Raw genomic sequence first — 19,495 nt, 5'->3', positions numbered from 1 at the left:
TTCAGTCCAGTTCGCCGAGGGCGTCGCCCAGCACATTGATCAGGCGATCGATCTCCTCGCCCTCGACGGTGAAGGGCAGGCCGAGCTGGATGGTGTCGCCGCCGTAGCGCACATAGACCCCCTTCTCCCAGCACTTCATGGCGATCTCGAAGGGACGGCGGGCCGGCTCACCGGGGTAGGGCTCGATCTGCAGGGCGCCGGCCAGGCCATAGTTGCGGATATCGCTGATATAGCGGCTGCCCTTGAGGGAGTGCAGGGCGTTCTCGAAGCGCGGGCTCATTTCCCGCACCCGCTCGATCAGGCGGTCGTTCTCGAGCACGTCCAGGGTGGCCAGCGCCGCGGCACAGGCCACCGGGTGGCCCGAATAGGTGTAGCCGTGGGGCAGCTCGAGCATATAGTCGGGGCCGCCCTGCTCCATAAAGGTCCGGTAGATCTCGCCCTGGACGATGACCGCGCCCATGGGCACCGCGCCGTTGGTCAACTGCTTGGCGACGTTCATGATGTCGGGCACCACGCCGAACTCCTCGGCGCCGGTCATGGCGCCCATGCGCCCGAAGCCGGTGATCACCTCGTCGAAGATCAGCAGGATGTCGTGCTGGTCGCAGATCTCGCGCAGCCGCTTGAGGTAGCCCTTGGGGGGCGGAATCACCCCGGCGGAGCCGGCCAGGGGCTCGACGATCACCGCGGCGATATTGGAGGCGTCGTGCAGGGCGATCAGCTCGAGCAGCTCCTCGGCCTTGTCGGCGCCGCGCTCGGGCAGGCCGCGGGTAAAGGCGTTCTCCGCCAGCAGGGTGTGAGGCAGGTGGTCGGCATCGATGCCCTGGCCAAAGAGGGCGCGGTTGGCGCCGATGCCGCCCAGGCTGATGCCACCGAAGTTGACGCCGTGATAGCCCTTGGCGCGACCGATCAGCTTGGTCTTGGTGGGCCGGCCCTTCTTGCGCCAGTAGGCGCGGGCGATCTTCAGGGCGGTGTCGGCGCTCTCCGAGCCGGAGCCGGTGAAGAAGGCGTGATCGAGACCTTCGGGGGTCAGCTCACGCAGGCGGTGGGCCAGCTCGAAGGCCTTGGGGTGGCCGAACTGGAAGGCCGGCGCGTAGTCCAGCTCGGCGAGCTGGCGGGACACCGCTTCGATGATCTCCGGGCGGCCGTGGCCGGCGCCGCAGGTCCATAGCCCGGAGAGGCCATCGAAGACCCGGCGGCCCTGGGCATCGGTGAGGTAGTTGCCCTGGGCGCCGACGATGATTCGCGGGTCGCGCTTGAACTGGCGGTTGCCGGTATAGGGCATCCAGTAGGCATCCAGCTGTTCGGGGCTCAGACCCGCGGTCTGGGGGGAATCACGCTCTGACATGGCCGCACCCTCGGTTGACGTCGCCATTGGTGGTGTTATGAGTCGCAGCCTAGTCCCGGTCAGTGATAAGTTAAATCCAGGTTTTTTTAATCTTATAAAAGTATCTGGTTAACTTTGTGGGGCGGCCGGGGCGATGCCGCCCCATCGATGGGGGAGGGCTTATGTCACGCCGCAAGGCGGCCCTGACGGGCCAGTTGAGTGATGCCGACCTGCGCCTGCTGCGGATCTACCGCCAGGTGGTGGAGTGTGGCGGTTTCTCCGCCGCCGAGGTGGAGCTCAATATCAGCCGTGCCGCCATCAGCATGGCCATGAATGACCTGGAGACGCGGCTCGGCCTGCGGCTCTGTCAGCGCGGGCGCAGCGGCTTCTCTCTCACCGATGAGGGCGCCGAGGTGTATGAGGCCGTGCTGCAGTTGCTGGCGGCGGTGGAGGGCTTTCGTACCCGGGTCAATGGCCTGCATGCCTGGCTCAAGGGGGAGCTCAATATCGGCATCACCGATAACCTGGTGACCATGCCCGAGATGCATATCACCCACGCCCTGAGTGCCCTCAAGGCGCGGGGGCCCGAGGTGCGGATCAATATTCGCATGATTCCCCCCAGCGAGATCGAGCTGGGGGTACTCGATGGGCGCCTGCACACCGGGGTGATTCCGGCGCTCAAGACCCTGCCCGGGCTGAACTATCTCTCCCTCTACGAGGAGACCTCGCGGCTCTACTGTGCGATGGGGCATCCGCTGTTCGAGGGGGAGTCCGTGACGGAAGCACAGCTGGCGCACTGCGATGCGGTGGTGCCCGCCTATGCCCAGACCCCGGAGATCAAGGCGTGCCATGAGCCGCTCAAGGCCGCCGCCACGGCCACCGATCGGGAGGGCATCGCCTTTTTGATCCTCTCCGGACGCTATATCGGCTACCTGCCGACCCATTACGCCGAGCGCTGGGTGCGCGAGGGCCGCATGCGCGCCCTGAGTCCCGAGACCTGGTACTACCTCACGCACTACAGTGCCATTACCCGCAAGGGGGCCCCGCCCAACCTGGTGGTGGAAAGCTACCTCGAGGAGCTCGAGCGCTTGGTAAAGGAATCACAATAATTGCCCGGGACAGGCCATTTCCCATCCCCGCGGCCATGACGTAAGCTGCGATGTACATTCATTAAATCTGGAGTCCTCCCATGCTGCCGCGCGTTCTGCTCCTTTCCGCCGCCCTGGCCCTGCCCCTGGCCGCCCAGGCCCAGGCCGAGGCCCCCGACCTGCTGCCCGGTCAGTGGGAGTTCACCAGCACCACCACCGTGGAAGGCGATATGCCGATCCCCGATCAGAACGAAACCCATCAGGAGTGCCTGACCCAGGATGAGATCGATGAGGCGCCCATGACCCTGATCGAGGAGGAGGAGGGCTGCGAGCTGCTGGAGCAGGATGTCAGCGCCTCCGGCATGGACTACCGCATGCGCTGTACCGGGGAGGGCGGCGAGGCCGACATCGTCGGCAGCATGAGCTATCTGCAGGATCGCGCCGAGGGCACCATGCGGGTGGAGATGACCACGCCCATGGGCGAGATGGTCATGAATACCGAGATTCAGGCCGAGCGTCTGGGCGACTGCTGAACGCCTCGCCATCCACTCGGGGAAAATGCCACGGGGCCGGATCTTGGATCCGGCCCCGTGCTTTTTTTGGCTCATCGCAGATCAGCGTGAAGGCCTGGTTGGCCCACTGGGGTTGTGGGAGTCCGGATTCCGGCGGTCCGACGCTTCGGCGACGCAGTCGCCCTTGGTGCCGGCCAGGATCGCCCTTCGGGCGATATCGCGCAGAATCTGCGCTCCCACAATGGTGTTCACGCCTGAAAGCGTTGAACTTTTTTTGCGGTTACCTCGCCTCGGCCCCGGCCCCCATCTCCGCCTCCAGGCGCCGCTTGATGTCGCCGGGGGAGCCGGTGCGGCGCGCCAGCAGGTCGTAGGCCACCGGCACCACGAACAGCGTGAACAGGGTGGCGGCGGCTAGCCCGCAGAGGATCACGGTGCCGATCACCAACCGGGTCTCGGCGCCGGCACCGCCGGAGACGATCAGCGGCACGGCGCCGGCCATGGTGGTCACGGCGGTCATCACGATGGGCCGCAATCGGGTGACCGAGGCCTCCACCAGGGCCTCGTGGAAGGCCCAGCCCTGGTCGCGCAGCTGGTTGGCGAACTCGACGATCAGGATGCCGTTCTTGGCGGCCAGCCCCACCAGCATCACCAGGCCCACCTGGCTGTAGATATTCAGCGACTGCCCCGTGAGGTAGAGCCCCAGCAGGGCGCCGCAGATCGCCAGGGGTACGCTGAGCATGATCACCAAGGGGTGCACGAAGCTCTCGAACTGGGCGGCCAGCACCAGGAACACCACCAGGACGCCCATCCCCAGCAGGAAGGCGGTGGCGCCGCTGGCCTCCTGGTAGTCGCGGGAGGCGCCCTTGACGTCGGTCTGGGCCTCCGCTGGCAGCACCTCGTCCACCGCCGACTCCAGGTATTCCAGGGCCTCGCCCAGCGGGTAATTATCGGCCAGGTCGGCCTGGAGGGTAATGGCGCGCACGCGGTTGAAGCGGTTGAGGGTGCTGGGGCCGGCGAAGTCGCTGAGGCTCACCAGGCTGGCCAGCGGGATCAGTTCGCCGCTGCGCTGTGAGCGCACCCGCAGGCTCTCCAGGCTGGCGGGGCTGGGCCGGGCACCGGGCTCGCCCTCGAGGATGACGTCGTACTCCTCGCCGTCGTCCACGTAGCGGGTCACGGTACGCCCGCCGAGCAGGGTCTCCAGGGTGCGGCCGATCTCGGTGACGGTGACGCCGAGGGCGGCGGCGCGGGTGTAGTCGATATCCACGCGCAGCTGCGGCTGGTTCTCCTCGTAGTCGCTCTCCAGCCCCGTCAGCCGGGGATTGTCTTCGCGGATATGCGCGATCAGGGTGTCGCGCCACTCGGCGAGCTGCTCATAGGTGCCGCCGCCCAGCACGAACTGCACGGGTTTCTCGGCGCTGGAGCCGAAGCCCTGGCGCATCACCGGGAAGGCACGGATGCCGGGCAGGTCGGCGACCTTCTGGCGCACCTCGTCCATGATCGCCCAGGCGTCGCGCCGCTCGCCCCAGTCGGCCAGGTTGACGATCACGAAGCCGCCATTGAAGTTCTCGATATTGCCCCAGCCGCGAGGCGCGCGTACCACCACGCGCTCCACCTCGCCGGCTTCCACCATGGGCATCAGCCGTGCCTCGATTTCGTCCATGTAGTCGAGCATATAGTCGTAGGTGGCGCCGGGGGGGCCATTGACCAGCACGAAGAAGTTGCCGCGGTCTTCCTGGGGGGTGTACTCCTTGGGCAGGGCGGCGTTGAGCCACAGCATGCCGCCGATCACCCCGGCGAGCAGCGCCAGTACCAGGAAGCGCCGACGCAGGGCGCCCTCCAGCAGGTGCCGGTAGACGCAGCGGCAGTGCTCCAGGGCCCACTGCACGGCCCGCGCCAGGCGGCCCTCCTGCATCTCCGCCTTGAGGATCTTGGAGGCCATCATCGGCGTCAGGGTCAGCGCCAGCAGGCTGGAGATGGCCACGGCGGCGGCCAGCGTCAGGGCGAATTCCGAGAATAGCCGGCCGATGTCGCCCTGCAACAGGCTCAGCGGCACGAACACCGCGATCAGCACCAGGGTGGTGGCGATCACCGCGAAGGCGATCTGGCGGGTACCGCGGAAGGCCGCCACCAGCGGCGTCTCGCCGTGGTCGTGCATGCGGCGGTGGATGTTCTCCAGCACCACGATGGCGTCGTCGACGATCAGGCCGATGGCCAGCACCAGGGCCAGCAGGGTCAGCAGGTTGATGGAGAAGCCCATCGCCGCCAGGGCGGCGAAGGTGCCGATCAGGGCGATGGGCACGGTCACCGCGGGGATCAGGGTGGTACGCAGGTTGCCGAGGAACACGAAGATCGCCACCACCACCAGGCCCATGGCGATAAACAGGGTCTGTACCACCTGGGAGATGGCACCGTCGACGAACACCGAGGCGTCGAAGTTGAGGCGCAGCTCCATGCCCTCGGGGAGGGTGTCCTGCAGGCGTTGCATTTCTGCCTGCACGCCCTCGGAGATCTCCAGCACGTTGGCGGTGGACTGCTTCATCATGCCCAGGCCGACCATGGGGGTGGTGTTGCCGCGGAAGATGGTGCGTTCCTCCACCGCGCCGATCTCCACCCGGGCCACGTCGCCCAGGCGCACCAGGTAGCCGTCGTCGCCCTCGTCGAGCACCAGGCGGCGGAAGTCGTCAGGGGTGGCGAAGCTGCGCGGCAGGCGCACGATGAACTGGCGCTCGCGGGACTCGATGGCGCCGCCCGGCAGTTCCACGTTCTCGGCCCGCAGGGCGTCCTCCACGTCGCCGGCGGTAAGGTCGCGGGCCGCCAGGGCGTCGGTATCGAGCCACACCCGCATGGCGTAGTCGCGGCCGCCGCCGACGCGCACTTGGGAGACCCCGGGCAGCACCGAGAAGCGGTCCACCAGGTAGCGGTTGGCGTAGTCGGTGAGCTCGGACATGTCGTAGTCCGCGCCGGACAGCGACAGCCACAGCACCACGTCGGAGCCGGAGTCGGCCTTCTGCACCTCGGGCGGCTCGGCCTCCTCGGGCAGGTTGTCCAGCGCGCCGGAGATGCGGTCGCGGATGTCGTTGGCGGCGGCGTCGATGTCCTTGTCGAGGCCGAACTCGACGTTGATGCTGGAGCGGCCGTCCTCGCTGGAGGAGGAGATCACCTCGATGCCCGAGACCCCGGAGATGCGGTCCTCCAGCACTTGGGTGATACGGGTCTCCACCACGCTGGCGGAGGCCCCCGGGTAGCGGGTGTCGATGCCGACCACCGGCGGGTCGATGGAGGGGTACTCCTGCAGCGGCAGGCGCTCGAGGGCCAGCAGGCCGAAGGCGACGATCAGCGCGGCCAGCACCGTGGCCAGTACGGGCCGCTGGACGGAGACATCGGAGAGGCGCATCAGCCGTTCGCCTCCGCCTGGTCACGGCCGCGGCGCAGCAGTTCGGGGATGCTGGTGTCGTCGTCGAGGATACCCAGCAATCGGGTGGTCTGGCCGTCGCGCACCCGCTCGGTGCCGTGGGCCACCACCAGGTCGTGCTCCGCCAGGCCCTCGAGCACCTCCACCTCCCCCGCGCGGCGGGCGCCGATGCCGATCTCGCGGCGCGCCACCCGGTAGTCGTCGTCCTCGTCCAGCACCAGCACGTACTGGCGCTGTCCCTGGGGAATCAGCGCCGACTCGGGGATCACCAGGGCGTTGCGCGGGGCGCGCTGCACCACCACGTTCATCAGCATGCCGGGGCGCAGCCGCAACTCGGGGTTGTCGAGTTCGGCACGCACCGTGACGCTGCGGCTGACCGGATCGACCCGGCTGCCGATGCTGGCGATCTCGCCCGCGAAGACGGCGTTCGGGAAGGCGGGGCTGGTGGCGGTCAGCGCCAGGCCCTCGGCGAGCTGGCCGAGCACCACCTCGGGCAGGGTGAAGTCGAGCTTCATGACGTCCAGCTTGTCGAGGGTGACCAGCTCGGTGCCCGGCGTCACCAGGGTGCCCAGGCTGACGTTGCGAAAGCCCACCCGGCCATCGAAGGGGGCCTGGATGCGGTAGTCGGCGAGCCGGGCCTCCAGGGCCTGGATCTCCGCCTCCACCTGGCGCAGCTGTGCCCGGGCGTCCTCCACGTCGGCGCGCGGCGCCAGGTTGCGGCTCTGCAGCTGGGCGAGGCGGTTCACCGCGTTGCGGCGCTCGTCGCGCAGGGCCTGGGCGGCGCGCAGGTCGGCCTGGGCCTCGTCGTCGGCCAGGCGCACCAGCAGCCGGCCGGCCTCGACGGTGTCGCCGTCGCGGAAGTTCAGCTCGCGGACGATATCGGTCACCGTGGCCGAGAGGGTCACGCTCTCGTCGGCACGCAGGGTGCCCAGCGACTCCAGGGGGTCGGACCAGGACGACAGGGTGGCACGGGCGGCGATCACCGCGGTGGGCTGCTGGGCCTGGACCAGGCCGGGCAGCAGCAGGGTCAATAGCAGCAGCAGGGGCCAAGGGCGGGTCGATAAGAGGGCTGAGGTCGGTGTCATGGGTAGCGGTCGCGGTCGATGAGAGAACCGGCGCATCCCGCGCCGGGAGTCGAGAGAACTTTTATCAGGCTAATGGAGTCGCCGGGCCGAGAGTATGACAAAAAACGGCAAGCACGCCACTGCCTTGTACAGATGTTGTACGGGGTGGGAAAGTTCCCCGGCCCCGGGTAGAATCCGCGGCCCAGCCCGAATCCAGGAGCCCTCCATGCCGTCCCCCCCCGATGTGGTGATCATCGGCGCCGGTGCCGCCGGCCTGATGTGCGCCCTGACCGCCGGCTATGCCGGGCGGCGGGTGTTGGTCCTCGATCACGCCAACAAGGCCGGCAAGAAGATCCTGATGTCTGGCGGTGGGCGCTGCAACTTCACCAACCTGGCCACCAGCCCGGCCAACTTCTTCTCCGCCAACCCCCACTTCTGCATCTCGGCGCTCAAACGCTATCGGCCGGAGCATTTCGTCGAGCTGGTGGAGCGCCATGGCCTGGAGTATGTGGAGAAGGCACCGGGGCAGCTGTTCTGCGCCCACTCCGCCAAGGAGCTGCTGGCGATTCTGCTCACCGAATGCGACTGGGCCGGGGTGGATATTCGCCTCAAGACCGCCATCGAGGGCGTGGAGCGCCACGGCGAGGGGATGCGCCTGCGGACCTCCGATGGGGTGATCGATACCGGCGCCCTGGTGGTGGCCAGCGGGGGCCTGTCGATTCCCACCCTGGGGGCGAGTGGCTTCGGTTATGACCTGGCTCGCCAGTTTGGCCTGACGGTGACCGAGACCCGGCCGGCCCTGGTGCCCTTTACCCTCACCTCCCAGTGGAAGGCGCGTGCCGAGGCCCTGGCCGGGGTCGCCTGCGAGGTGGCGGTAAGCTGTCGGGAGGGGCACTACCGGGAACCCCTGCTGTTTACCCACCGGGGGCTCTCCGGCCCCGCCATGCTGCAGATCTCCAGCTACTGGCAGCCCGGCGATGACCTGGCCATCGCGTTGCTGCCCGGTGTCGATGCCTTCGCCGCCCTGGTGGCGGCACGCCGCGAGAGCCCCAGGCGCCAGCTCGGCACCTGGCTCGCCGAACGGCTGCCCAAGCGCCTGGCCCAGGCATTGATCGACTGGCACGGCGGCGACGGTATCCTGGCCGAGCGCAGCAATGCGGAGCTCGAAGCCTGGGCCCGGCATCTCAATGAGTGGCGCATCAAGCCCGCCGGCACCGAGGGCTGGCGAACCGCCGAGGTGACCCTGGGCGGCGTCGATACCCGGGCCATCTCCTCCAAGACCTTTGCCGTGGAGGGGCTGCCCCAGTTGCGCTTTATCGGCGAGGTGCTCGATGTGACCGGCGAGCTGGGGGGCTACAACTTCCAGTGGGCCTGGGCTAGTGGGGTGGCCTGCGGCAATGCCCTCTAGGCTATGTCCGAAAACTGGCTGCGCTCGGCCATACGGCGTTAAAAATCGGCTCGTGCGCGAGTCCGATCAAAGTACTCATTTACACCCCGTAAACTCGTACGCGAGCCCGGTCCGTCTTTTCGCCGATTTTTGCCTTGTCTGACCTTCGCTCGCCGACTTTTCAGACAAAGCCTAAGGCCCCCTTTCCTTCGGCGTTGAGAAAGCGGTGGGCCATAAGCGCCAATCTTGCTTAGACTCAGGGTAAGTCGTCGGGGAGGGGATCATGGGCTTGGGGGTACTGTTGCAGTCGACGTTGTGCTGTCCGGAGTGTGGCCACCAGGAGGTGGAGACCATGCCCTGCGATGCCTGCCTGTGGTTCTACGAGTGTCGCGGCTGTGGGCGCCTGCTGCACCCCTTGCCGGGGGACTGCTGCGTATTCTGCTCCTATGGCAGCGTGGCCTGTCCGCCGGCCCAGAGCGCCGCCGGCGGCTGCGGTGGCCGGGAGCCTGGGGGGTGATTTCCCTTACTTTTTCAGCAGGCGCTGGGCGCGACGCAGCAGCAGGGCCCCGGCGGCGACCCGTCTGACGATACGCAGCAGCGAGCGAGGCCGCTTGGCGCCGCGCCACACCAGCAGGCCGCCGACGCCATAGAGGGCGGCCCTCCAGCGCATCAACTCCCGCCAGCGGGTATCGACTCCCTGGCCGGCACTACGCCAACGTTCCGCGGCCACCAACAGATCGATGCGCTGCTGTTCGATACGGGCCTCCAGGGCCGCCTTGCGGGCCGCTCGTTCATCGCGCTTCATGGCGCTCGGCCCTCCCTACGCAGCAGGTCGATGCGCTGCTGTTCGATACGGGTCTCCAGTGCCGCCTTGCGGGCCGCTCGCTCACCGCGGGTCATGGCGCTCGCTCCCTTTCTCCAGCAATTCCCGGTCGGTAGCCAGGTGGCGCAGGGTACTCTTCAGCAGGCTGGGGCGGCGCGCCAGGTGGCGGACCCAGAGGCCGCAGCCCAGGCCGGCGCCAAGCAGGGCCAGGACACAGGCGCTCAGTGCCAGCAGGCGATGGCTGTCCCAGAACAGCACCACCACCAGCAGCACCAGGACTACCAGGCCCAACAGCAGCAGGATCAGGCTGAGCCCCGCCAACAGCAGCAGGGTCACGAGGCGAGCGCGTTCCTCCTCGAGTTCCACCACCAGCAGGCGCAGGCGAGTCTCGCCCACGCCCACCAGGCTCTTGAGGAGTTGCTTGGCGGCCGCGAAGAGGCGACTGGCCGGTCCCTGGCTGTCGGCCATCAGCGCCGCCCGATCAGCATACCGATGACCACCCCCACGGCGGCGCCGATACCGACGCTGGTCCAGGGGTTGCTGTGGACATAGCGGTCGCAGGCATCCACCTGTTCGCGGACGCTGTCGCGGGCTTCCTCATAGAGGTGCTCGCCCCGGGCTTCGAGACGGTGGCGGGTCTCCTGCAGGCGCTGCTCGGCCTTCTCGCGCAGTTGCTTGATATTGCTGCGGGAGTCGTCGGCGGTGGCGCCCACCAGCTCCTCCAGGGTCTGGGTCAGGTGCTCGAGATCGGCCTTGAGTTGTTCGGTGCCGGCATCGGTTCGGGGGGTGCGACTGGCCATCGGGTCTTCCTCTGACGGTGAATGACAGGCTCAGCATAGCAGCCGCCGATGGCGGTGCAATCGGCGGCTATTCGGGGTGGCTGCTGAACAAGGGGTTGAGGCTGAAGCCAAGGCTCAGTCGATGTACCTCGTGATCGTAGTCGATCATGCTCTCGCCATAACCGTAGTAATACTGAACATGGCCGCGGATATTGCCGAACAGCGGCCAGGAATAGTCGACCTGGCTACCCAGGTTGCCGGTGCTGGGGTGGCCGCGTACCACCAGGCTGGCCTCGTGGTCACCATGGAAGCGGCGTGCAATGCCGATATCGCCATAGCCCATGAAGCGCTCGATATCCGGGTTGTCATCGTCGCCGTCCGATTCCGGGATGCGCCAATGAGGGGTGACGCTGACCGCCCAGTTGCCGTGCTGAAAGAGGAGGTCGGCATAGAGTCGGTTCCAACTGCGCGACACGGGGTTGGAGCGGCCGTTGGATTGGTGGCTGAAGCCCAGGCGGTTACGGGTGTTGGTCCACCCCAGCAGGGTCCAGGCATTGTCGAAGCTGAGGAAGAGTTCGGGCTCGTAGTTGGTCTCTCGGAACGGCGAGGAGGCCTCGGTGTTATAGGCCTGCCACCAGCTGCGCTGGGTAAAGGCGAAGAAGAGGTCGCCGTTGTCGCCGAACAGGTCTTCCAGCAGGTTCACCTTGACGCTGAACTGGAATTTCATCTCCGTATCACTGGGGCCATTGGCATCGGTAATGGCGCTAAAGGCCTCGCCATTGGGACGGTTGTTGAAACTGACCGGCAGCAGGTAGTTACGGCGGTAGGCGGTGATCGCCAGGGGATTGCGGGTCGACTCCCGCTCGAAGGCACGGCGCTGGCGAATCTCCGCCAGGACCGCCTCGTCTGGCTCCTCGCGCAGGGAGGGGCGCGATGGCGCTTCGCGGGGCTCCTCTTCGACGAGTTGTCGGCGCAGGATGTCGAGCTCGCTCTCGAGTGCCTGGATACGCGCCTCGATGGCCTGGCGTTCGGCAGGCGATGAGGCATCGGCCGTGGCAATGCTGGCCAGGCCTAACAAACCGCAGAGCCACAATGGGGCCAAGCGAGAAGGTGCAGTCATGATGGCTATCCATAGCGGAGGGCATGAGGGGGTTCTACCATGCTTCCCGGTCAAGTCAACGCCTGGCGATACTTGCTAAGTGGGCTTGGCTCGTGTGCCTGGTTCAGCATCGACGGGCGTAGAGCAGAAACTCCCGGTTGCCATCGCCGCCGAGGATGGGGCTATCCCCCCAATGATGCACCTCGAAGCCCAACTCGGCGCAGCATGCCCGTAGGCGTTCCTCCACCTGACGGTGCAGGGCGGGATCCTCGACGATTCCGCGGGCGTTGACCCGCCCCGGCCCCACTTCGAACTGCGGCTTCACCAGGCTCAGCAGCTCGCCCCCCGGGGGCAGCAGGCGTGCCAGGGCCGGCAGGATCAGGGTCTGGGAAATAAAGGAAACATCCATCACCGCCAGCTCGGGGCCGCTGGCGCCCTGGGCCGCCAGGGCCGCCGCCAGTTCGGAGGCCTCGTCCATGCTCCTGGCGTTGAGCCCCTCCAGGCAGGTGAGGCGGCTGTCACCGCGCAGGCTGGGATCGAGCTGACCATGCCCCACTTCCACGCCGATCACATGGCGGGCGCCGTGGCGCAGGGCGCAGTCGCTGAAGCCGCCGGTGGATTGGCCCACGTCCAGGACCAGGCGGCCGCTCAGGTCGAGCTCCAGGGCCCCGAGCAGGGCCTCCAGCTTGAGGCCGGCCCGTGATACATAGCGCTCCTCGGGGTCCTCCGCCACCTGGAGGCGGCACTCCAGGGGCAGCTTCTCGCTGGGCTTGGTGAGCACCCGGCCGGAGCCGCCGAGGGTGACGCGGCCATGGCGGATCAGGCGCTGGGCGCGGGCCCGGGAGCGGACCAGGCCTTGGGTGACGAGCAGTTGGTCGAGGCGTTGCATCGGCATGGGGGCATCGTGGTGAGGTCGGTCGGGAGCGCAGTATAGCGCTGCCCCGGGTTGCGAGGCGATGGCTCAGGCATCCGGCGCCTTGGGGGCCGGCTGGGCCTGGAGCTCGCTGGCGGGCAGGCGGTCGGCCCCCCAGCTGCGCATCAGGTAGCCGAGGGCGCTGTCCAGGCTGGCCTGGGGCACGCCATCCACATCGCCCTGCTCCTGGGGATCGAAATGGAAGATATAGAGCCTCGAAGCAAATTGCTCCACCGGCAGGGAGCCCTCGCCGAAGCGCTCGCCATGGCCGGCGGTGCTGACCCGGACGTCGTCGCCCCAGTCCTGTCCGCTGTCATTGTTGGGATTGAAGAAGTAGACCCGCATCACCTCCTCGGGGTCGAGGGTGACCCGCAGGATGGTGATGGCATGCCAGCCGATGAAGCGGGCGGCGCTGTCGGTCACGGCGATGCCGGCGGGCTGGGGATGAATCAGCGGTTGATTGCCGTTGTAGTAGGGGTGGTAGGCGGCATAAAAGTGGCGCAGGAAGGCCTCGGGTTCCAGCAGTTGCCCGTTGGCCACGTCCACATTGATGCGGAAGCCGCGCCCGGCCCACCAGCCATGGAACTCCGGGTTGACCCAGCGGTGGGGGTCGCCTTCGCGACCCAGGCAGCGGCGTCCCATCTCCACATAGATGCGGTCCAGGTGCGGCACCACGAGTAGCGAGACCGGGTCGAGATCCAGCGGCGGGGCGCCGGCCAGGCCGGCCTGGCTCTCCCGGGAGGAGATCGGATGGCCCTCGAAGTGCATCACGACCTCGTCGTCCCGGGCCGCCCAGGCCACCATCTGCAGCAGGTAGTCCGGATCATTGTAGGCCCACATGGAGAGGGCGCGAGCCGACTGGCAGGTGGGGTTATTGCCCTGGCCCACGCCCAGGGGCTGACCCAGCATGCAGAGGACCCCCTCCAGCAGTCGGGCCCGTGGCGAGGGGGATTCGCCGAAGACCTGCCCCAGGCACCGGGCATTGTCGGGGCTCAGGGTCAGGCCCAGTTGGCGCCACAGGGCGGGTGCCACAGGCGGCTGGTAGAGAATGCCGCGCTCCAGCATCAGCGCCAGGCCATAGGTGGCCTGGGCGGTGGCCGGATGCACCGCCTCGTCGATCAGGGCATGCACCAGTTGGCGGTAACAGAGCAGGCAGTCGCGGCCGGTGGCCGAGAGCCCCAGGGCTTCGGCCACCAGGTAGTCGCCGCGTTGCAAGAGATGACGCAGCAGCAGGGGGTGGTAGGGCGAGACCAGGCCAGTGTCATGCATGGCCCGGGCGAAGCCGGAGGCCTCATACTGCAGGGAGCCATCATCCATGCTGGCCAGGCGCTGGGTATAGGCCTCCAGCCCGGGGTCCTCGCGGCACCCCTGGGTGGGCCCATAGAGGCTGCTGATCAGGCGGTCGGCGCCCTGGCCGCTGGCACCCAGCTCGATGGCCGGGTCGGCCCGGCAGATGGCGATCTGGGTGATCATGCGCTTGACCGCCTCCACCTGGATCGGACGCTGTTGCAGGATGCGCCAGATCTCGTCGATCAGCGGATCGATGACCTCGTCGTAGCCGATATGCTCCGCCAGGTGCTGAAGCAGTCGCTGCGGCACCTCGCAAAGCCGTCCCTGGGTCTCCCGCTGCGCCTCGCTGGGCGGTGTGAACAGACGCCCCAGGTTGATGGCCAGCACCTGCACCAGGAAGTGGTGAGCCTGCTCGGCGGAGACCTGGGGGTGGTGATACTCACCCAGGGCCACGGCCAGCAGACGTAGCTCGCTCAGCGCCTCGACGACCAGGGTCTCGGCCTGGGGGCTCTCGAGGGTGGCCGCGGTCAGGGAGGGAATCAGGATCTGGGGGTCTGCCCAATCGCTGCCGGTGAAGATGCCGGCCTCCTCCAGGCGCTGGGCGCGGGCCTGCAGGGCCGCCGCCCCGCCTGGCTGGAGCAGGACGCGGCGTGCGCTGTCCAGCACTCGGGGCAGCTTGGCCGGCTTGGCGAAGGGGCGCGCCCCGGCCAGCAGCTCGATGGCACTATCCAGCTTCACCAGCAGGCTCTCGAGCCTGCTGGCGTCACCTTGTGGGGACGGGGTATCAGGAGGCACGCCGTTTCCTTAGTCTTGGGCCGGCAAATGATTATACATAGAAATCCAGGTCCTCCTGCTGCTTGAGCAGATCGCGCAGCGTCTCGGGATCCTCGCCGGTGAAATAGATCAGCCCCCAATGGGTACCGAAGGCCGAGCGCTTGGTCACCGTCTCCTGCAGCGGCGGGGTCAGCTCATGGGACTCGAAGTAGGGGTGATCCTCGGTTTCCTCGGGGATCTCCAGGCGGCTGACCACCCGGCGGCGAGGATAGACCCCGAAGCAGCCGGCATAGCCCTTGGCATCGACCACTTCCCGGGGGAAGAAGGCCTCGACCTCTGCCTCGGTGCTCTTGGGATCGAAGACCAGCATGCTGGCCTGGTAGGCATTGAAGCCGTAGACCCGCTCCAGCAACTCGAAGACCTTGAAGCCCGGCGGCCGATAGGCCACCTCGCCGAAATACATCTCGCCGTCGCTGGTGACGAAGTACTCGGGGTGGATCAGGCCGAACTCGATATCGAAGGTCTTGATCAGTTTCTCGATCTGGGCGGTGATCTGGGCGCGATACTTCTCCAGGGTCGGTGAGGCGGGCACGAACACCGAATAGCCCAGGGTCACGTACTCCGAGATATTGAGGAAACGGATCTTGCCATTATGGATCCAGGCCTCGACGGCGAATTCCCAGCCATCCAGGTGGGACTCCATCAGCGCGGGGAATTCCTCGTCGGGAATGGCATCCACGTCGTCGGGGGTACGAATCATCCGGTGCCCCAGGCAGCCGGCCTTGTCGAAGGCCTTGAGATGAATCGGGTCATTGGGGTCGCCGTCGAGCTTGAGCAGGGTCTGGTTGACGCGGCGCAGGAAACGCATCACGTCCTCGCGGTCGTGGGCCTCTTCGAAGATGCCCACGCGAATGCCGCCCAACTGGGCACGACGCTTCATCAGGGACTTATCGCGCATCAGCATCGACTGTCCCAGCAGGCGAGGGTTGTCGAGCAGTACCGAGTTGATGGCGCCGGCCCACTCCACGGTCTCCTCGAAGAGGGGAATCGCGACATCGACGCCCATGCGCTTCAGGGTCTCGGCAATTTCCAGGGAGCGGTCGTTGAGGCGCTCGAAGTTCCAGGGAACGTAGGGGATATCATGTTCCTGGCAGTAAGGCTCGGCCCAGTCCGGGGCGACGACCACGTAGCGGCGATCGAAGTCCTCGGCGGCCTCGATGGCATTCAGGCTCCAGCCGAGGAGTGCGATATAGCCCTTGTCCGGGTGCTTCTTCATGGGATGTCTCTCTGGCTCGATGGGTGGCTATCCCTTTAACCTTGGACGCTAGGGCGGGGAATTGCCACCGGCCTTGCGAGGCCGCCGGGCCGCTGTTATAGTGCCTCGCGTCGAGCCAAGTCGCTGTTCTTGCATGGCTCTTCTCGAGGCCTCGAAGGTCCTCCGCTATGGTGGCCCCGTCGGTCCTCCCGCAACGCGAAGCTGCAAACCCCGCCAGGCCCGGAAGGGAGCAACGGTAGTGGTGGATGCGTGTGCCGGGATGTGGCTGTCGGGGCCGCCTCCATTTTAGCCCCGCCGTTTTTCTCCCGAGCCCCAGTCCTCCCAATGGCCTGGCCGGACTCCCCCTGCGTCTGCTGTCTATCCTATGCCATTGCTCATGGCGCGCTTTGCCAGATAAATGCGCAGTGGCTTGGCCAGCCTTTCCCGCTGAGCCTGTGCCAGCCACCATGCGGCAAGGATGTCGTCGGCGTCGAGTGGTGCGTAGTCGGGATCCACTCGGATCACCTCCCCGTGGTCTCGGGGCATATCCAGGGGGTGGTGATCGAAATGGTGGTCATGCTGTGGGTGAGGGTGGGCGGCCAGCCAGTCGTAGACTTGGCCGTTGTTGCGCCCGGCCTGGGAAAAGTAGAAGACCGCATCCTGGGGAAGGCGTAGCCCTTCGAGCAATACCAGGTAATTGGCTTCATGTTCGCAAGCCAGGTTCCAGCGCAGGGTATCCCGATGCGGCTGCGCCACGATATGGCCGCAGACGCAATGCCACACCAGGTGGGCGGTGATGAAGTGTCGCTCCGCCAGCCTCAGGGTCGCGGCAAAGCGTGCATTGAAGAAGAGGTGTCGGCCATCGGTGGTCACCGTGTCGAGGCGATCATCCAGTACCGCGACCGGAATGAGGTGTCGGGCCAAGCGTGCCGATATCTCCGCACGATTGGCCCAGGCCCGGATGTCTTGTTGCCACTGTCGATGTTGAGACGCTTTCAGGGCGCTGCCATCATCGCAGGCTGTCTCGTCTGACAGGAGGCGTTGCCTGGGACTCAGGCTATCGATCAAAGGCATGGCCAGACTCCTCCATGAGTGGGTCGGGGGCATCGCCCCGCTTTATCAGCCTATGTCAGGGGAGGGGAGGGCGCCGTCGGCTTTCGATGACAGAAGACGTAAGTGAGCGGCCAAGGCCAAGTCATCGGGACTGAAAGTTTTTTACCAAAGTCCTTGCAGGGCCCCGGGGAAATCCGTAAAGTACGCATCCGCTGCCGGCGACGGACATCGTGGCCAGCGGCACTGAGTGGCAAAAGTGCTTGTTTCTGTTGGGGTTTTCGAAACTCTCTCAAGAAAATCGAGATTGACAGATCGGCCGGATGCGGTAGAATGCATCGCCACACCGACCGGCCAGTCGCCGACTCGGATGACCACGGGTCGCTGCCTCGCAGCACGCCTCAGGGTCGCCGAGCAGGGCTTGACAGCAGCGGCCGAATCGGTAGAATGTCGCTTCCTCGCAGCGGCGTCGCAACAGCGACCAAAGCGAGACGCTCCGCTCTTTAAGAGAGTCCGGAGCCGCTCTTTAACAATCGATCAGGTAATTCATGTGGGCGCTTGTCGGTGAGGCGGTGAGAAGTCACCAAATCATCAAGGCAAGCGACTCGTCAAAGATCTTCGGGTCTTTTTGAGAACGTTTGAACCTTGAGCAAAGTTTGGTTCGCTTTTGTTACCTTCGGGTGACAAGTAAGAACCACAATGATTTTAAACTGAAGAGTTTGATCATGGCTCAGATTGAACGCTGGCGGCAGGCCTAACACATGCAAGTCGAGCGGAAACGATGGAAGCTTGCTTCCAGGCGTCGAGCGGCGGACGGGTGAGTAATGCATAGGAATCTGCCCGATAGTGGGGGATAACGTGGGGAAACTCACGCTAATACCGCATACGTCCTACGGGAGAAAGCAGGGGATCTTCGGACCTTGCGCTATCGGATGAGCCTATGTCGGATTAGCTAGTTGGTGAGGTAACGGCTCACCAAGGCGACGATCCGTAGCTGGTCTGAGAGGATGATCAGCCACACTGGGACTGAGACACGGCCCAGACTCCTACGGGAGGCAGCAGTGGGGAATATTGGACAATGGGGGAAACCCTGATCCAGCCATGCCGCGTGTGTGAAGAAGGCCTTCGGGTTGTAAAGCACTTTCAGCGAGGAAGAAGGCCTGAGGGCTAATACCCTTCAGGAAGGACATCACTCGCAGAAGAAGCACCGGCTAACTCCGTGCCAGCAGCCGCGGTAATACGGAGGGTGCGAGCGTTAATCGGAATTACTGGGCGTAAAGCGCGCGTAGGTGGCTTGATAAGCCGGTTGTGAAAGCCCCGGGCTCAACCTGGGAACGGCATCCGGAACTGTCAGGCTAGAGTGCAGGAGAGGAAGGTAGAATTCCCGGTGTAGCGGTGAAATGCGTAGAGATCGGGAGGAATACCAGTGGCGAAGGCGGCCTTCTGGACTGACACTGACACTGAGGTGCGAAAGCGTGGGTAGCAAACAGGATTAGATACCCTGGTAGTCCACGCCGTAAACGATGTCGACTAGCCGTTGGGTTCCTTGAGAACTTTGTGGCGCAGTTAACGCGATAAGTCGACCGCCTGGGGAGTACGGCCGCAAGGTTAAAACTCAAATGAATTGACGGGGGCCCGCACAAGCGGTGGAGCATGTGGTTTAATTCGATGCAACGCGAAGAACCTTACCTACCCTTGACATCGTGCGAACTTTCCAGAGATGGATTGGTGCCTTCGGGAACGCACAGACAGGTGCTGCATGGCTGTCGTCAGCTCGTGTTGTGAAATGTTGGGTTAAGTCCCGTAACGAGCGCAACCCTTGTCCCTATTTGCCAGCGATTCGGTCGGGAACTCTAGGGAGACTGCCGGTGACAAACCGGAGGAAGGTGGGGACGACGTCAAGTCATCATGGCCCTTACGGGTAGGGCTACACACGTGCTACAATGGTCGGTACAAAGGGTTGCGATACCGCGAGGTGGAGCTAATCCCATAAAGCCGGTCTCAGTCCGGATCGGAGTCTGCAACTCGACTCCGTGAAGTCGGAATCGCTAGTAATCGTGAATCAGAATGTCACGGTGAATACGTTCCCGGGCCTTGTACACACCGCCCGTCACACCATGGGAGTGGACTGCACCAGAAGTGGTTAGCTTAACCTTCGGGGGAGCGATCACCACGGTGTGGTTCATGACTGGGGTGAAGTCGTAACAAGGTAGCCGTAGGGGAACCTGCGGCTGGATCACCTCCTTAAACGACGACTGCCGCCTGCCGGCAAGTGTCCACAATGAATTACCTGATCGACCAGAGCAAATGACTGTTAGGACGGATGTCCTATGGTTAGCCGGGTCTGTAGCTCAGTTGGTTAGAGCGCACCCCTGATAAGGGTGAGGTCGGCAGTTCAAATCTGCCCAGACCCACCAAATTTTATCCAGTCCTGCGTTATTTTGTGACTCGCATAGCAGGCTATGCGTCGCCACAAAATGCCTTGGTCTGAATAAAATTCCCAGATCAAGGTTAGGTATCAGTGGGGCCTTAGCTCAGCTGGGAGAGCGCCTGCCTTGCACGCAGGAGGTCAGCGGTTCGATCCCGCTAGGCTCCACCATCTCCCCACGCCCCACCAAACAGTCAATTTCTGATCGGATCCACAGTCATAAGCCATCATCATCGACCATGATGACCGGTTTATGACTGTCGATTGACAGTCGCTCTTTAACAATATGAATCATGC

The 19,495-nt window shown here is 65.3% G+C and carries 15 protein-coding genes, 2 tRNA genes, 1 rRNA gene and 1 other RNA gene; 8 read left to right on the top strand and 11 right to left on the bottom strand.

Features of this window, described 5'->3' with window-relative positions; genetic code table 11:
- Window position 1: 1 nt before the first annotated feature.
- The gene (locus tag ACQ1W9_RS13135) at window positions 2–1,345 is read right to left on the bottom strand and encodes an aspartate aminotransferase family protein (protein WP_431023775.1); all 1,344 of its coding nucleotides are present in this window, start codon (window positions 1,343–1,345) and stop codon (window positions 2–4) included.
- Between the two features lie 161 nt (window positions 1,346–1,506).
- Between ACQ1W9_RS13135 and ACQ1W9_RS13130 the strand changes: the two genes are divergently transcribed.
- Together ACQ1W9_RS13130 and ACQ1W9_RS13125 are read left to right on the top strand one after the other, a co-directional pair.
- A complete protein-coding gene (locus tag ACQ1W9_RS13130; RefSeq protein WP_431023774.1) occupies window positions 1,507–2,433 on the top strand; it encodes a LysR family transcriptional regulator in 927 nt (308 codons plus the stop codon).
- Window positions 2,434–2,513: 80 nt separating this feature from the next.
- Window positions 2,514–2,945, top strand: coding sequence for a DUF3617 domain-containing protein (locus ACQ1W9_RS13125; protein ID WP_431023773.1), 432 nt, complete (start codon window positions 2,514–2,516; stop codon window positions 2,943–2,945).
- Window positions 2,946–3,204: 259 nt separating this feature from the next.
- Here the strand turns inward: ACQ1W9_RS13125 and ACQ1W9_RS13120 are convergent, their stop codons facing one another.
- Both ACQ1W9_RS13120 and ACQ1W9_RS13115 read right to left on the bottom strand, forming a co-directional pair.
- The gene (locus ACQ1W9_RS13120) at window positions 3,205–6,318 is read right to left on the bottom strand and encodes an efflux RND transporter permease subunit (protein ID WP_431023772.1); all 3,114 of its coding nucleotides are present in this window, start codon (window positions 6,316–6,318) and stop codon (window positions 3,205–3,207) included.
- Window positions 6,318–7,421: an efflux RND transporter periplasmic adaptor subunit gene (locus tag ACQ1W9_RS13115; RefSeq protein ID WP_431023771.1), complete on the bottom strand. Its 1,104-nt coding sequence runs from the start codon at window positions 7,419–7,421 to the stop codon at window positions 6,318–6,320. Before ACQ1W9_RS13115 ends, ACQ1W9_RS13120 begins: the two co-directional genes overlap by 1 nt.
- A 205-nt stretch (window positions 7,422–7,626) precedes the next feature.
- Between ACQ1W9_RS13115 and ACQ1W9_RS13110 the strand changes: the two genes are divergently transcribed.
- Window positions 7,627–8,808: an NAD(P)/FAD-dependent oxidoreductase gene (locus ACQ1W9_RS13110; protein WP_431023770.1), complete on the top strand. Its 1,182-nt coding sequence runs from the start codon at window positions 7,627–7,629 to the stop codon at window positions 8,806–8,808.
- 262 nt (window positions 8,809–9,070) lie between these two features.
- Window positions 9,071–9,304 carry a GDCCVxC domain-containing (seleno)protein gene (locus tag ACQ1W9_RS13105; RefSeq protein ID WP_431023769.1) on the top strand — a complete coding sequence of 78 codons (234 nt, stop codon included), beginning with the start codon at window positions 9,071–9,073 and terminating at the stop codon, window positions 9,302–9,304.
- A gap of 6 nt (window positions 9,305–9,310) precedes the next feature.
- On the opposite strand, the gene ACQ1W9_RS13100 is transcribed toward ACQ1W9_RS13105, so the two are convergent.
- The 7 genes from ACQ1W9_RS13100 to ACQ1W9_RS13070 all read right to left on the bottom strand — a co-directional run bounded on the left by ACQ1W9_RS13100 (window position 9,311) and on the right by ACQ1W9_RS13070 (window position 15,741).
- Window positions 9,311–9,592 (bottom strand): YqjK family protein, encoded by a 282-nt coding sequence (locus ACQ1W9_RS13100; protein ID WP_431023768.1) that lies wholly within the window; start codon window positions 9,590–9,592, stop codon window positions 9,311–9,313.
- An 81-nt stretch (window positions 9,593–9,673) separates the two neighbouring features.
- Window positions 9,674–10,078, bottom strand: coding sequence for a phage holin family protein (locus ACQ1W9_RS13095; protein WP_431023767.1), 405 nt, complete (start codon window positions 10,076–10,078; stop codon window positions 9,674–9,676).
- Complete coding sequence (locus ACQ1W9_RS13090) at window positions 10,078–10,410, bottom strand: DUF883 family protein (RefSeq protein WP_431023766.1); 333 nt, start codon at window positions 10,408–10,410, stop codon at window positions 10,078–10,080. The genes ACQ1W9_RS13095 and ACQ1W9_RS13090 overlap by 1 nt, the downstream gene beginning before the upstream one ends.
- Before the next feature lie 67 nt (window positions 10,411–10,477).
- Window positions 10,478–11,509 carry a phospholipase A gene (locus tag ACQ1W9_RS13085; protein ID WP_431023765.1) on the bottom strand — a complete coding sequence of 344 codons (1,032 nt, stop codon included), beginning with the start codon at window positions 11,507–11,509 and terminating at the stop codon, window positions 10,478–10,480.
- 103 nt (window positions 11,510–11,612) lie between these two features.
- Window positions 11,613–12,377, bottom strand: coding sequence for a TlyA family RNA methyltransferase (locus tag ACQ1W9_RS13080; RefSeq protein WP_431026448.1), 765 nt, complete (start codon window positions 12,375–12,377; stop codon window positions 11,613–11,615).
- Between the two features lie 72 nt (window positions 12,378–12,449).
- Window positions 12,450–14,486: a hypothetical protein gene (locus ACQ1W9_RS13075; RefSeq protein ID WP_431023764.1), complete on the bottom strand. Its 2,037-nt coding sequence runs from the start codon at window positions 14,484–14,486 to the stop codon at window positions 12,450–12,452.
- A 31-nt stretch (window positions 14,487–14,517) separates the two neighbouring features.
- Window positions 14,518–15,741: an ATP-grasp domain-containing protein gene (locus tag ACQ1W9_RS13070; protein ID WP_431023763.1), complete on the bottom strand. Its 1,224-nt coding sequence runs from the start codon at window positions 15,739–15,741 to the stop codon at window positions 14,518–14,520.
- A gap of 177 nt (window positions 15,742–15,918) precedes the next feature.
- Here ACQ1W9_RS13070 and ffs point away from each other — a divergent pair.
- An RNA gene (gene ffs / locus ACQ1W9_RS13065) (signal recognition particle sRNA small type) lies at window positions 15,919–16,015 on the top strand.
- An 83-nt stretch (window positions 16,016–16,098) separates the two neighbouring features.
- Here the strand turns inward: ffs and ACQ1W9_RS13060 are convergent.
- Window positions 16,099–16,794, bottom strand: a complete 696-nt coding sequence (locus tag ACQ1W9_RS13060) for a DUF2201 family putative metallopeptidase (RefSeq protein ID WP_431023762.1) — start codon at window positions 16,792–16,794, stop codon at window positions 16,099–16,101.
- 683 nt (window positions 16,795–17,477) lie between these two features.
- Between ACQ1W9_RS13060 and ACQ1W9_RS13055 the strand changes: the two genes are divergently transcribed.
- The 3 genes from ACQ1W9_RS13055 to ACQ1W9_RS13045 all read left to right on the top strand — a co-directional run bounded on the left by ACQ1W9_RS13055 (window position 17,478) and on the right by ACQ1W9_RS13045 (window position 19,369).
- Window positions 17,478–19,017: ribosomal RNA gene (locus tag ACQ1W9_RS13055) — 16S ribosomal RNA — on the top strand.
- A gap of 93 nt (window positions 19,018–19,110) precedes the next feature.
- Window positions 19,111–19,187 (top strand) — tRNA-Ile (locus ACQ1W9_RS13050).
- A 106-nt stretch (window positions 19,188–19,293) separates the two neighbouring features.
- Window positions 19,294–19,369: transfer RNA gene (locus ACQ1W9_RS13045), tRNA-Ala, on the top strand.
- Window positions 19,370–19,495 lie beyond the last annotated feature (126 nt).

Source organism: Halomonas sp. H5, assembly GCF_050613175.1.
GTDB lineage: Bacteria > Pseudomonadota > Gammaproteobacteria > Pseudomonadales > Halomonadaceae > Bisbaumannia > Bisbaumannia salifodinae.
This window is presented reverse-complemented; position numbering and strand designations above follow the sequence as displayed.